The organism is Hoeflea sp. YIM 152468 (assembly GCF_029210485.1).
GTDB lineage: Bacteria > Pseudomonadota > Alphaproteobacteria > Rhizobiales > Rhizobiaceae > Hoeflea.
In genome coordinates, this window is sequence record NZ_JARGET010000002.1 from 24,418 (window position 1) to 36,489 (window position 12,072).

General features: G+C 61.4%; 10 protein-coding genes and 1 riboswitch. All 10 genes read left to right on the top strand.

Annotated features, from left to right (window positions below):
- Positions 1 to 25 precede the first annotated feature (25 nt).
- The 10 genes from PZ897_RS00130 to PZ897_RS00175 all read left to right on the top strand — a co-directional run bounded on the left by PZ897_RS00130 (position 26) and on the right by PZ897_RS00175 (position 12,071).
- Entirely contained in the window at positions 26 to 916 is an 891-nt protein-coding gene (locus tag PZ897_RS00130) for a metal ABC transporter substrate-binding protein (RefSeq protein ID WP_275748805.1), read from the top strand.
- Positions 913 to 1,830, top strand: a complete 918-nt coding sequence (locus tag PZ897_RS00135; RefSeq protein ID WP_275748807.1) for a manganese/iron ABC transporter ATP-binding protein — start codon at positions 913 to 915, stop codon at positions 1,828 to 1,830. Before PZ897_RS00130 ends, PZ897_RS00135 begins: the two co-directional genes overlap by 4 nt.
- A complete protein-coding gene (locus PZ897_RS00140; RefSeq protein ID WP_275748808.1) occupies positions 1,827 to 2,690 on the top strand; it encodes a metal ABC transporter permease in 864 nt (287 codons plus the stop codon). The genes PZ897_RS00135 and PZ897_RS00140 overlap by 4 nt, the downstream gene beginning before the upstream one ends.
- The gene (locus tag PZ897_RS00145; protein ID WP_275748861.1) at positions 2,690 to 3,571 is read left to right on the top strand and encodes a metal ABC transporter permease; all 882 of its coding nucleotides are present in this window, start codon (positions 2,690 to 2,692) and stop codon (positions 3,569 to 3,571) included. Before PZ897_RS00140 ends, PZ897_RS00145 begins: the two co-directional genes overlap by 1 nt.
- A 462-nt stretch (positions 3,572 to 4,033) precedes the next feature.
- On the top strand, positions 4,034 to 4,939 hold the full coding sequence (locus tag PZ897_RS00150) for a transcriptional regulator GcvA (RefSeq protein ID WP_275748809.1): 906 nt from the start codon (positions 4,034 to 4,036) through the stop codon (positions 4,937 to 4,939).
- 185 nt (positions 4,940 to 5,124) lie between these two features.
- Positions 5,125 to 5,212, top strand: a riboswitch (glycine riboswitch).
- A gap of 147 nt (positions 5,213 to 5,359) precedes the next feature.
- On the top strand, positions 5,360 to 6,499 hold the full coding sequence (gene gcvT / locus PZ897_RS00155; protein ID WP_275748811.1) for a glycine cleavage system aminomethyltransferase GcvT: 1,140 nt from the start codon (positions 5,360 to 5,362) through the stop codon (positions 6,497 to 6,499).
- 20 nt (positions 6,500 to 6,519) lie between these two features.
- Positions 6,520 to 6,882, top strand: a complete 363-nt coding sequence (gcvH, locus tag PZ897_RS00160; RefSeq protein WP_275748812.1) for a glycine cleavage system protein GcvH — start codon at positions 6,520 to 6,522, stop codon at positions 6,880 to 6,882.
- Positions 6,883 to 6,890: 8 nt separating this feature from the next.
- Positions 6,891 to 9,743, top strand: a complete 2,853-nt coding sequence (gene gcvP / locus PZ897_RS00165; protein WP_275748814.1) for an aminomethyl-transferring glycine dehydrogenase — start codon at positions 6,891 to 6,893, stop codon at positions 9,741 to 9,743.
- A 493-nt stretch (positions 9,744 to 10,236) separates the two neighbouring features.
- Positions 10,237 to 10,860, top strand: coding sequence for a TetR/AcrR family transcriptional regulator (locus tag PZ897_RS00170; protein ID WP_275748816.1), 624 nt, complete (start codon positions 10,237 to 10,239; stop codon positions 10,858 to 10,860).
- A gap of 11 nt (positions 10,861 to 10,871) precedes the next feature.
- On the top strand, positions 10,872 to 12,071 hold the full coding sequence (locus PZ897_RS00175) for an efflux RND transporter periplasmic adaptor subunit (protein ID WP_275748817.1): 1,200 nt from the start codon (positions 10,872 to 10,874) through the stop codon (positions 12,069 to 12,071).
- The last annotated feature ends 1 nt before the right edge of the window (position 12,072 follow it).

Sequence of the window (12,072 nt, forward strand, 5' to 3'; positions counted from 1 at the left end):
CAAACCATTCGCAGGAAGAAGCCTTATGCACCTCTTTAGACTTTTGGGACTTTTCATCACGCTCAGTCTGGCCCCGGCATCATCGGCGCTGGCACAAATCAAAGTGCTGACCTCATTCACCGTCTTCGCCGACATGGCCCGCAACATCGCGGGCGAGCATGCCGAGGTGGTCTCGATCACCCGTGAGGGCGCCGAGATCCATATGTTTCGGCCAACCCCCGGCGACATCAGGCGCGGGCTTGGCGCCAATGTGGTCTTGTGGAACGGCCTGGGACTGGAAACCTGGTTCGAGCGCTACCTCGAAAATCTCGGCGACGTGAAGGCCTATATCCTGTCTGACGGCGTCGAGCCGATCAGCATCGGCGACGGCCCCTACGAAGGCCAGGCCAATCCGCATGGCTGGATGTCGCCGGGCAATGCGATGATCTATGTCGACAACATCGTCCGCGCCCTGTCGGAAACCGATCCGGACAACGCCGCCGCCTACACGGCCAACGGCGAAGCCTACAAGACCGAGATCAAGGCAACCTTCGAGCCGATCCGCGCCTCCATCGAAGCCCTGCCCGAAGGGCGGCGCTGGCTGGTGACGAGCGAGGCCGCCTTCTCCTATCTGGCTCGGGATTTCGGCCTCAAGGAAGCTGCCATCTGGGCGATCAACGCCGACAGCCAGGGATCGCCCCAGCAGGTGCGCCATATCATCGACCTGATCCGCGACAACGATGTGCCGGTGATCTTTTCCGAAAGCACCGTTTCGCCCAAGCCTGCCCAGCAGGTGGCGCGGGAAACCGGCATCAGATATGGCGGCGTCTTGTATGTGGATTCGCTCTCGACACCCGATGGACCGGTGCCGACCTACCTCGATCTGCTCAGGGTGACATCTGAGACAATTGTCGCGGGGCTGACAGCCAAACCATGACCATTGCTTCATCCGACAGTCACGCCGCGGAGAAGACCGGAATCGACGTTCACGGCGTCTCGGTGATTTACCGCAACGGCAACCGCGCCCTCGATGACGCCGCGTTCTCCGTGCCGAAAGGCTCGATCACGGCGCTGGTCGGCATCAACGGCAGTGGCAAGTCGACCCTGTTCAAGGCGCTGATGGGATTTGTGCCGCTGGCCAGCGGCGAGATCAGCATCATGGAGCGCTCGGTGGCCGAAGCACTCAGGCACAATCTGGTGGCCTATGTGCCGCAAAGCGAGGAAATCGACTGGTCGTTTCCGGTTCTGGTCGAAGACGTTGTGCTGATGGGCCGTTACGGCCACATGAATTTCCTGCGCATGACCCGCCCGCAGGATCGTGCAGCGGTCAATGATGCGCTCGAGCGCGTCGGCATGACCGCATTTCGCAAACGCCAGATCGGCGAATTGTCCGGTGGCCAGAAAAAGCGTGTGTTTCTCGCCCGCGCACTGGCGCAGGAAGGTCAGGTCATCCTGCTTGACGAGCCCTTCACCGGCGTTGATGTCACCACCGAGACCCAGATTATTGCCCTGCTCAAGGATCTGCGCGCGGAAGGCCGGGTGATGCTGGTCTCGACCCACAACCTTGGCAGCGTGCCCGAATTCTGTGACCGGGCGGTGCTGATCAACCGCCGCGTCCTGGCCGAGGGGCCGACAGCCGAGGTGTTCACGCAAGCCAATCTGCAAAAGGCCTTTGGCGGTGTGCTGCGACATTTCGTGCTCGGCGGGCAGGACCTGCATGATGATGACGACCAGCGGCAGGTGACTGTCCTGACCGACGACGAACGCCCCTTTGTCATCTACGGTGAGACCGAGCGAAAAGCCCGCAATGGCAAGGTTTCGTCCAAATCGCCCGGGGGAAAGCCGCTATGAACCTGCTGCTTGAACCTTTCAGCTATGGTTACATGGTCAATGCGATGTGGGTGTCGGCACTGACCGGTGCGATCTGCGCCTTTCTGTCCTGCTATCTGATGCTCAAGGGGTGGTCGCTGATCGGTGACGCGCTTTCGCACTCGATCGTCCCCGGTGTTGCCGGCGCCTACATGCTCGGACTGCCATTTGCGGCCGGCGCATTTCTGGCCGGCGGGCTGGCGGCAGCGGCGATGCTCGCCATCCGGGCGCGCACACGGCTGCGCGAGGACGCCATCATCGGCATGATCTTCGTGTCGTTTTTTGCACTCGGACTGTTCATGGTGTCGGTCTCGCCAACGCCGATCAATGTGCAAACCATTGTTCTGGGCAATGTGCTGGCGATCACGCGGGCTGACACCAATCAGCTGATCATCATCGGCGTGGTCACGCTGGTGGTGCTGTCGGTGATCTGGAAAGACCTGATGCTGGTGTTTTTCGACGAAAGCCATGCCCGCGCCATCGGAATTCGCGCCACTGCGCTCAAGGTCGTGTTCTTCACCCTGCTCGCTGCCTCCACCGTCGCTGCCATGCAGACCGTCGGCGCCTTTCTGGTGATCGCGCTGGTGGTGACGCCGGGCGCAACCGCCTATCTGCTCACCGACCGGTTTCCCAGGCTGATCGTGATCTCCGTGGCGATCGGCTCGATCACCTCGTTTGTCGGGGTGTACCTGAGCTACTTTCTCGACGGCGCGACCGGCGGGGTGGTGATCATGCTGCAAACCGGGCTATTTCTTGCCGCCTTCCTGTTTGCGCCAACCCACGGCTTCCTGGCGCAGCGCGCCAAGGCCCGCGGCGCGGCCCCAGACACCGGAGTGGCATGATGGACATTTGGCTCGACTTCCTCATCGATCCGTTCCGCTACGCGTATATGCAAAAGGCGTTTCTGATCACCTTCCTGATTGCCATACCGATGGCGGCGATGAGCTGCCTGATGGTGCTCAAGGGCTGGTCACTGATGGGCGATGCGATGGGCCATGCAGTGCTGCCCGGCATCGTCATAGCCTATATTGTCGGCCTGCCGCTTGCCATCGGCGCCTTTGCCGCGGGGCTTTTCTGCGCGATCGCCACCGGCTGGCTCAATGCCAACAGCCGGGTCAAGGAGGACACCGTGATGGGCATCGTGTTTTCCGGCATGTTCGGCCTCGGCATCGTGCTGTATGTCAGCATCCGCTCCAGCCTTCATCTCGATCACATCCTGTTTGGCGACATGCTCGGGGTCAGCTGGTCCGACATCGGCACAACGGCGCTGCTGGCGCTGCTCTGCGGCGGGTTTCTGAGCGCCAAATGGCGCGATCTGGTGGCCCAGGCCTTTGACGGCATGCATGCGCGCGCCATCGGCCTGCGCACCGGCTGGCTGCATTACGGCCTGCTGACAGCGATTGCGCTGATGATCGTCGCCAGCCTCAAGGCCGTCGGCATCATCCTGTCGATCGCGCTCCTGGTCGCGCCCGGCGCCATTGCCTTTCTGATGGCCCGGACATTTGCCGGCATGCTGACAGCTGCGGTGGGGACAGTCATCCTCAGCGGCGTCCTCGGCATCTTCGCCAGCTATCATATCGACAGCGAACCGGCGCCCACCATGGTGCTGGCGATGACCGGGTTTTTCATCGTGGCGCTAATTGTCAGCCAGCTTCGGGACATGCGAATGCGGCAAGCAGCGCGTGGAGCAAGGCCGGCGCATGATGGCCGGACTGCCGGATAATGTTCGCCCAAAACAATCGACTGACGCGCGGCACAGTCGCCAGGGCACACATTGCGAGGGTGGAGGTGGCTGACGCGGGCTCGATCCGGCGGCACTGCAGGAGCGGCGGCCTGAGAGCCAGGCCGAGCCGGTTCTCAAGCCGCCGCCTGCCGCGCTAACAGCAGGCTCGGCTCGCAGACTGCTGTCTATTTGTCGTGTCGCGCGCTGGCGGACCGAAGCGGTTTGGCGCTGAAACGCGCAATTCTTTCGACACCAACAACAGCTCGGTAGGCGGCTCGGGAAATCATCATCGAAACCGTGACCGACTGGTTTGGAAAACGGGTGTTCATTGGCTTGTCTCCCGGGTTAGAGATGGACATCAGGTCTATGGTTACAATCTAACCTGTATCGACAGCCCGGACAAACGCTGATATCTATCTCGATGGATTAGATTTTCTTATCTGTTGGTGATTGGAGATATCTGTGCGCCGCCTGCCTCCACTCAAGTCCATGCAAGCTTTCGAAGCGGCAGCCAGATGGTTGAGTTTTTCTAAGGCTGCAGAGGAACTCTTCGTCACTCCGGCTGCAATCAGTCAACAAATCAAGCAGTTGGAGAGCTATCTCGGTGTCCCCCTGTTTCACCGCATGACAAGGGCGGTTCAGCTCACCGAGGAGGCCAGGACCGTGCTGCCATTGGTGACAGAAGGTTTTGACAAGCTGGCTGAAGCGGCCGAGCGTCTGGCGCGCGAGGAGGAGACCGGCTTGTTGACCGTGAGCAGTGTGCCGACTTTCGCGATAAAATGGCTGCTTCATCAGCTTACGGATTTTTCCGACAAGTATCCCGACATTGATGTGCGCCTGGACGCATCGCTGGAGACCCGCGACTTTCAACGTGATGGCATCGATGTGAGCATCCGCCTCGGCATGGGCAATTATCCTGGGCTTCAGGCAACCCGGATCTTTGGAGAAGAAGTCAGTCCGGTGTGCAGTCCGAAGCTCTTGAGCGGAGCAAAGCCCTTGCGCTCCTCCGAGGACTTGAGGAACCATCGCCTGCTTCATGTTGACTGGGGCGCCTTGACGTCGCAATCACCCGATTGGCGGATGTGGACCAAGGCGGCCGGCATTGAAGATATTGACGTCAAACGCGGCCCCAAATTCACCGTTGAAAGCATGGCCATTGAAGCTGCGATAAATGCCGATGGCGTTGCCTTGGTCAGTCACTCCGCTGTGGTTGAGGATCTAAGAGCTGGCCGGCTGGTAAGGCCGTTCAATCTCACTGTACAAAGCGATCTCGCCTATTGGCTTGTCTGCCCTCACAGTCATATGCGGCGCGCAAAAGTCAGGGTGTTCTGTGAATGGCTGCTGGCGGAGGCAGCGAAGACGCCTTGAAGGCACATCGGGTCTGCCAGGCCACCAAGCCAGATCGAGAGCTCTCAGGCCTGACCCTTCCGGCAATCCTGAGAGCCGGTGGAAAGGGCTGCGAAATCCACCGTTTCCAACTATCAATTTTTTTGCTGGCATCGGAGTGATTGACGCATTCGATCTTGCCATCCCGCCAAATTTCAGCATAGATATTGCCACCGTTGGGAGAAACCGGAGCGATCCGGTGCCGAAGGAGCAACCGCCCCGGAAACTCTCAGGCAAAAGGACCAACGGGACAGGACGGACTCTGGAGAATGGCGCCACTAGCGTCTGCCGAAGGGATAACAATCTCAGGCAAAAAGACAGAGGGGGCTATTCGACGGCGTGTGACGCCTGAAGATTGGCCCGTGCGTGGTTGCATACCCGCACCCAGACGGAGACTGCCGCGTGGACACCACAGCAGACCTTCTTAAGACACCGCTTCATGCCTTGCATCTTGAGCACGGCGCGCGGATGGCCGGATTTGCCGGCTACGACATGCCTATCCAGTACCCGATGGGAGTGATGAAAGAGCATCTTCACACGCGCAGCGGCGCGGGTCTGTTTGATGTCTCCCACATGGGCCAGATTTTGATCCGCGCCAAAAGCGGTGACGTGCGCGATGCTGCGCTGGCGCTTGAAAAGATCGCGCCGGTCGACGTCGCAGACCTGACACCGGGACGGCAGCGCTACGGCATATTTACAAACGCGGATGGCGGCATCGAGGACGACTTCATGGTCGCCAACAGAGGCGACCATCTCTACCTTGTGGTCAACGCCGCCTGCAAACATCAGGATCTGGCCCGCCTTGAAGCCGCCCTTTCGGACAGCTGCGAGATCGAAGCGCTGTTTGACCGGGGCCTGATCGCGTTGCAGGGGCCTGATGCGGAGAGCGCGCTTTCCGCCTATGCGCCGGACGCCGCCGAGATGTCCTTCATGGATGTGAGCGAACTCAGCATCGCCGGAGTTCCGGCCGTGGTCTCGCGATCGGGCTATACCGGCGAGGATGGCTACGAGATCTCGCTTCCGGCCGAGGAAACCGATCGCATCACCCGCCTGCTGTTGTCCGATGACCGGATTGCGCTGATCGGCCTGGGCGCCAGGGATTCGCTCCGGCTCGAAGCAGGACTTTGCCTCTACGGCAACGACATTGACGCAGCCACGACCCCGGTGGAAGCCAATCTGAAATGGGCAATCCAGAAAGTTCGCCGCAAAGGTGGAGCCCGTGAAGGCGGCTACCCCGGCGCTGATGTGATCCAGGCCCAGTATGCCAACGGCACAGAGCGCAGCCGAGCCGGATTGAAGCCCGCGGGCAAGGCCCCGGTGCGGGCCGGTGCGGAGCTTTTCGAACAGGAATCCGGCGGCGAAGCCATCGGCATCGTCACATCTGGCGGGTTCGGCCCCAGCGCCGGCGGCCCGGTCGCAATGGGCTATGTGCCGTCGCGCCTGGCAACCACAGACACCAAGCTCTACGCCGATGTGCGCGGCAAGCGACTGGAAATCACCGTCGCCGCCCTGCCCTTCGTTCCCACCACCTACAAGCGCTAAATCAAGACAGGAACCGCAGCATGCTGAAATTCACTGAAGACCACGAATGGCTGAAAATCGAAGGCGACGTCGCCACAGTCGGCATTACCGAACACGCCGCCGAGCAGCTCGGTGATCTGGTGTTTGTCGAACTGCCCGACGTCGGAGCCAAGGTGGAAAAGGGCGGCGACGCCTCGACCGTGGAATCGGTCAAGGCAGCCTCCGATGTCTACGCCCCGCTTGCGGGCGAGATCGTCGAGGTCAACCAGGCGATCGTCGATGACCCGTCACTGGTCAACTCCGACCCGGCCGGCGCCGGCTGGTTCTTCAAGCTCAAGCTCGATGATGCCGGCTCGGCCAATGAGCTGATGGACGAAACCGCCTACAAAGCAATGATCGGCTGAGACACTCCATGACCATCACCCTGACCGATTACGATCCATATGACTTCGCCAACCGCCGCCACATCGGACCGTCACCGGCGGAAATCTCCGACATGCTCAAGGTGGTGGGCGCCAGCTCGCTCGATGCGCTGATTGACGAGACCGTACCCGGCTCGATTCGGCAGAAAGCGGCGCTGGCCTTCGGCGATCCGATGAGCGAGCGCGAGGTGCTCGATCATCTGCGCGCCACAGCGCGCAAGAACACGGTCATGCTGTCGCTGATCGGTCAGGGCTATCACGGCACCATCATGCCGCCAGTGATCCAGCGCACCATCCTGGAAAATCCGGCCTGGTACACGGCTTACACGCCCTACCAGCCGGAGATCAGCCAGGGACGGCTGGAAGCGCTTCTCAACTTCCAGACCCTGGTCGCCGATCTCACCGGTCTGGACATCGCCAACGCCTCACTGCTTGACGAAGCCACCGCGGCGGCCGAAGCCATGGCGATTGCGGAACGGGCGTCGAAATCCAAGCAGACGGCGTTTTTTGTCGATCACCATTGCCATCCGCAGACCATTGACGTCATCCGCACCCGCGCCGAACCGCTCGGCTGGGATGTCATCGTCGGCGATCCCTTCACCGAGCTTGATGCGTCCACGGTGTTTGGCGCCATTTTCCAGTATCCGGGCACCTATGGACACGTGCACGACTTCACCGACGTGATCGCCAGCCTGCATGCGCAAAACGCCATGGCCGTTGTCGCTGCCGACCCGCTGTCGCTGACATTGCTCAAGTCGCCGGGTGACATGGGGGCCGACATCGCCGTCGGCTCAATGCAGCGGTTTGGCGTTCCCGTCGGCTATGGCGGGCCGCATGCGGGCTACATGGCGGTCAAGGATGCCTACAAACGCTCGATGCCGGGCCGCTTGGTCGGTGTCAGCATCGACGCGCGCGGCAACCAGGCCTACCGGCTGGCGCTGCAAACCCGCGAGCAGCATATCCGCCGCGAGAAAGCCACGTCCAACATCTGCACCGCCCAGGTGCTGCTTGCGGTCATTGCCTCGATGTATGCCGTCTTCCACGGCCCCGAGGGACTGCGGGCCATCGCCGGCCGGGTGCACATCAGGGCAGCGACCCTGGCCGCTGGCCTGAAAAAGCTTGGTTTCGTTCTCGATCCGGCGATCTTCTTCGACACTGTCACGGTGTTCGCGGAAGGCCGTCAGGCCGAGATCCTTGACGCCGCCCGGCGGGAAGGCATCAATCTGCGCAAGGTCGGCGATGACCGCATCGGCATCGCGCTTGACGAGGTCTCGCGCCGGGAAACCGTCGAAGCAGTCTGGCGCGCCTTTGGCGGCAACCTCAAGTTCAACGATCTTGCAACAGGCCCGATCATTCCCGATCCACTGGGGCGCCGCTCACCCTATCTCGAGCATCCGGTCTTCCAAATGAACCGTGCCGAAAGCGAGATGACCCGCTACATACGACGGCTGTCGGACAAGGATCTGGCGCTCGACCGGACGATGATTCCGCTCGGCTCGTGCACCATGAAGCTCAATGCGACGGCGGAAATGCTGGCGATCACCTGGCCGGAATTCGCCGATATCCATCCGTTTGTCCCCGCTGACCAGGCGCTGGGCTACAAGCAGATGATCGACGATCTGTCTGACAAGCTGTGTCAGATCACCGGTTATGACGCGATTTCGATGCAGCCCAACTCCGGCGCTCAAGGCGAATTCGCCGGGCTGATGACCATCCGTGCCTGGCATCGGGCCAATGGGCAGGCGCACCGGCATGTCTGCCTGATTCCAACCTCGGCGCACGGCACCAACCCGGCATCGGCGCAGATGGCGGGCATGACGGTCGTCGCCGTCGGCACCCGCGAGAATGGCGACATCGATCTCGATGATTTCCGCGCCAAGGCGGAAAAACACGCCGAAAATCTTGCCGCCTGCATGATCACCTATCCGTCCACCCACGGGGTGTTCGAGGAGACAGCGGAAGAAGTCTGCGCCATCACCCACAAGCATGGTGGCCAGGTCTATCTGGATGGCGCAAACCTCAACGCGCTGGTCGGACTGGCGCGGCCGGGGGATATTGGCGCTGATGTGAGCCATCTCAACCTGCACAAGACGTTCTGCATCCCGCATGGCGGCGGTGGACCAGGCATGGGACCGATCGGGGTCAAATCGCACCTCATCCCCTATCTGCCAGGCCATTGTGATACGGACGGCAAGCCGGGTGCGGTCTCGGCGGCCCCCTTCGGCTCAGCCTCGATCCTGCCGATTTCCTGGGCCTATTGCCTGATGATGGGCGGCGAAGGCCTGACCCAGGCAACCAAGATCGCAATCCTCAACGCCAATTACATCGCGGCACGGCTCAAGGGCGCTTACGATGTGCTTTACACCTCGGCCTCAGGCCGCGTTGCCCATGAGTGCATCCTCGACACACGACCGCTGGTGCAAAGTGCCGGCGTCACCGTTGATGACGTCGCCAAACGGCTGATCGATTGCGGCTTCCACGCCCCGACCATGAGCTGGCCGGTCACAGGCACGCTGATGATCGAGCCGACGGAATCGGAAGTCAAAGCCGAGCTCGACCGCTTCTGTTCGGCGATGCTGGCGATCCGCGACGAGGCGTGGGCGATCGAGGATGGGCGGATGGACCGCGAGAACAACCCGCTCAAGAACGCGCCGCATACGATCGAGGACCTGGTCGGCGCATGGGACCGGCCCTACGACCGCGAGGCGGCTTGCTTCCCCGCTGGCGCCATGCGCAATGCCAAGTATTTTGCGCCGGTCAACCGGATCGATAATGTCTATGGCGACCGGAATCTGGTCTGCAGCTGCCCGCCGATGTCGGAATATGCCAACGCGGCAGAATAGGCTGCACAACAGCCGTGAAGAGGCGGCCGTGATGGCCGTCTCTTTTTTTTAAGGATGATGCGGGCAGCGACATACCCGCGACCTGGTCAATTCAATCCTTGCGGGCCCGCTGTCATTTGGAAAGCCTGATGGCTGCGCCGGACAGGTTGGCCGCACGCCAAACCGGCTGACGAGAGTTCAAATCTTGCCGCAAGCCCTGGCGCAGCTTTGACCGTTGCCCTTCTGACCTGCCCGTCTTCATGGCCCCCGCATTGTCTCGAGATCTCGTTCCATCAAGTGTGCAACCACCAAGCAAGGTGACGACAATGCGACTTTGTTCATTTGCCAGTATCAGTTTCTTTGGGCGAACTTGTTGCCGTGGACTTGATGAATGAATATTCATTCACTACATTGCGCCTGAAATTTCAGGTGGCAAACCAGAGAACGGAGCTGAAAACAGGGCTTGCGTGCTGGTGCACCCGATTTCACGCCGCTCCATTTTGAAGGTCCGCCCATGGACACTGCCACGACAAATGTCGCAAGCCAGCGTGCAGCTGACATCCTCGATCGGGTGAAGTCAGTGTTTGCAATCAGCGGCTTTGATGGCACATCGATGCAGGATCTGGCGCAGGCAGCGCAGATGAGCGTCGGCAATTTCTACCGCTACTTCCCCTCCAAGGACGCCATCATCATCGCGCTTGTCAAACGCGACCTGATGGAAATCGAGGCGGTGTTCGATGTGGTCAAGACAGCCGCGGATCCCGGCGCCATGCTGATGAAGTTGCTGCGTGAACGCATCGAGACCCTGCCTTTCGAAGACGCCGCCCTTTGGAGCGAAGTTCAGGCCGCGTCCTATCGCTCCGACGAAATCGCCACGCTTATGCGCACCATGGATGACATGGTCCGCAGCAATATAGTTATGGCGCTGGTTCGTATCCACGGTGACGACAAACCCGGCGCCATGCAGGTCTACAAGACACGCGCTCACCTGTTGATGCTGTTGATCCATGGATTTGCCCAGCGCAAATATTGCACGCACGAAACCGGAAGTCCGGAACAATCCGCGGCGCTCGGAGAACTGGTGCTGGCGACGCTGCACGACACGATTTTCGCCCCCCCGACCAATCCCGCCGACTGACCGGACCCGCCATGCGCCCCTTTTCAACTCTTGTGCTTTCACTCTCGATCTTTTCCGTGATGGTCCTGCCCGGCAGGGCAATCGAGGCGGGCAAGGCACCCGCGAAAGGCAGCCTGCCGCCGGCGATCGTTGCCGTGCGAGCAGATCTGGCGCCGATTACCGACCGGGTTCTTGCCAACGGCATGATCACCGCCGTCGAGGAAGTTCTGGTGGCGCCGCAGGTGGAGGGGCTCGCCATCGAAAGCCTTGAGGCCGATGTTGGCGACAGGGTCGAGGCAGGATCGGTGCTCGCCACCCTGTCGACAGATCAGCTGGTCCTGCAGCGCAGCCAGCTTGACGCCAATCGCGCCAAGGCGCTCGCCGCCATCGCCCAACTGGGCGCGCAACTGGCGGAGGTTGAATCGAACGCGCGGGAATCGGTCAAGGCCGGAAAGCGGGCAAGGCAACTGGCCGATCAGGGCACCTATTCCACGGTCCAGGCCGAGCAGGCCGAGGCCCAGGCGTCCGCGGCTCTGGCCCGGATCCGCTCATTTAAAGAATCGGTCAAGGTCGCCGAAGCCGATGTCGCGCTGATCGACGCGCAGATCAAGGATATCGAACTGCGGCTCGCCCGAACCGGGGTCAAGGCGCCGGTATCCGGCATCGTTTCGGCCCGTGGCGCCCGCGTCGGGTCGATCGCCAGCGCTGGCGCCGGGCCGTTGTTCACGATCATCAAGGATGGCCGGCTCGAGATGCGGGCTGACGTCGCCGAAACCGACATGCACCGGATCGCCGAAGGCCAGAGCGCTGTTATCCACCTGATCGGCGCGGCAAAGCCAGCCGAAGGTGTGATCAGGCTGATCGAACCCACGCTCAACACCACCACCCGTCTGGGCCTGGCGCGCATCGATATCAAAGAGGGCGCGAGCTTGCGTGCGGGCATGTTCGCCGATGCCGAGATCATCGTGGCCCAGCGTGAGGCCATCATCGTGCCGGTGACATCGGTCAACATGGGCCGTGATGGCGCCGATGTCCTCAAGATCGTGGACGGCATCGCAAAGCGGACGGCGGTAACGACCGGCATTCGCGAAGGTGGAATGGTGGAGATTGCCGATGGTCTTGTCCGCGGCGACCTGATCGTCGCCAAGGCTGGCGCCTTCGTGCGTGACGGGGACCGGATCACTCCGGTGGAGCAAACCGACAGTGGCCCAGTCGCCGCGATCAGCCAGTGAG

Excerpts from the sequence above, each read along its gene's own strand:
- PZ897_RS00130 (WP_275748805.1), top strand. The coding sequence starts at position 26 with ATGCACCTCTTTAGACTTTTGGGACTTTTCATCACGCTCAGTCTGGCC.
- PZ897_RS00135 (WP_275748807.1), top strand. The coding sequence starts at position 913 with ATGACCATTGCTTCATCCGACAGTCACGCCGCGGAGAAGACCGGAATC.
- PZ897_RS00140 (WP_275748808.1), top strand. The coding sequence starts at position 1,827 with ATGAACCTGCTGCTTGAACCTTTCAGCTATGGTTACATGGTCAATGCG.
- PZ897_RS00145 (WP_275748861.1), top strand. The coding sequence starts at position 2,690 with ATGGACATTTGGCTCGACTTCCTCATCGATCCGTTCCGCTACGCGTAT.
- gcvH (WP_275748812.1), top strand. The coding sequence starts at position 6,520 with ATGCTGAAATTCACTGAAGACCACGAATGGCTGAAAATCGAAGGCGAC.
- gcvP (WP_275748814.1), top strand. The coding sequence starts at position 6,891 with ATGACCATCACCCTGACCGATTACGATCCATATGACTTCGCCAACCGC.
- PZ897_RS00170 (WP_275748816.1), top strand. The coding sequence starts at position 10,237 with ATGGACACTGCCACGACAAATGTCGCAAGCCAGCGTGCAGCTGACATC.
- PZ897_RS00175 (WP_275748817.1), top strand. The coding sequence starts at position 10,872 with ATGCGCCCCTTTTCAACTCTTGTGCTTTCACTCTCGATCTTTTCCGTG.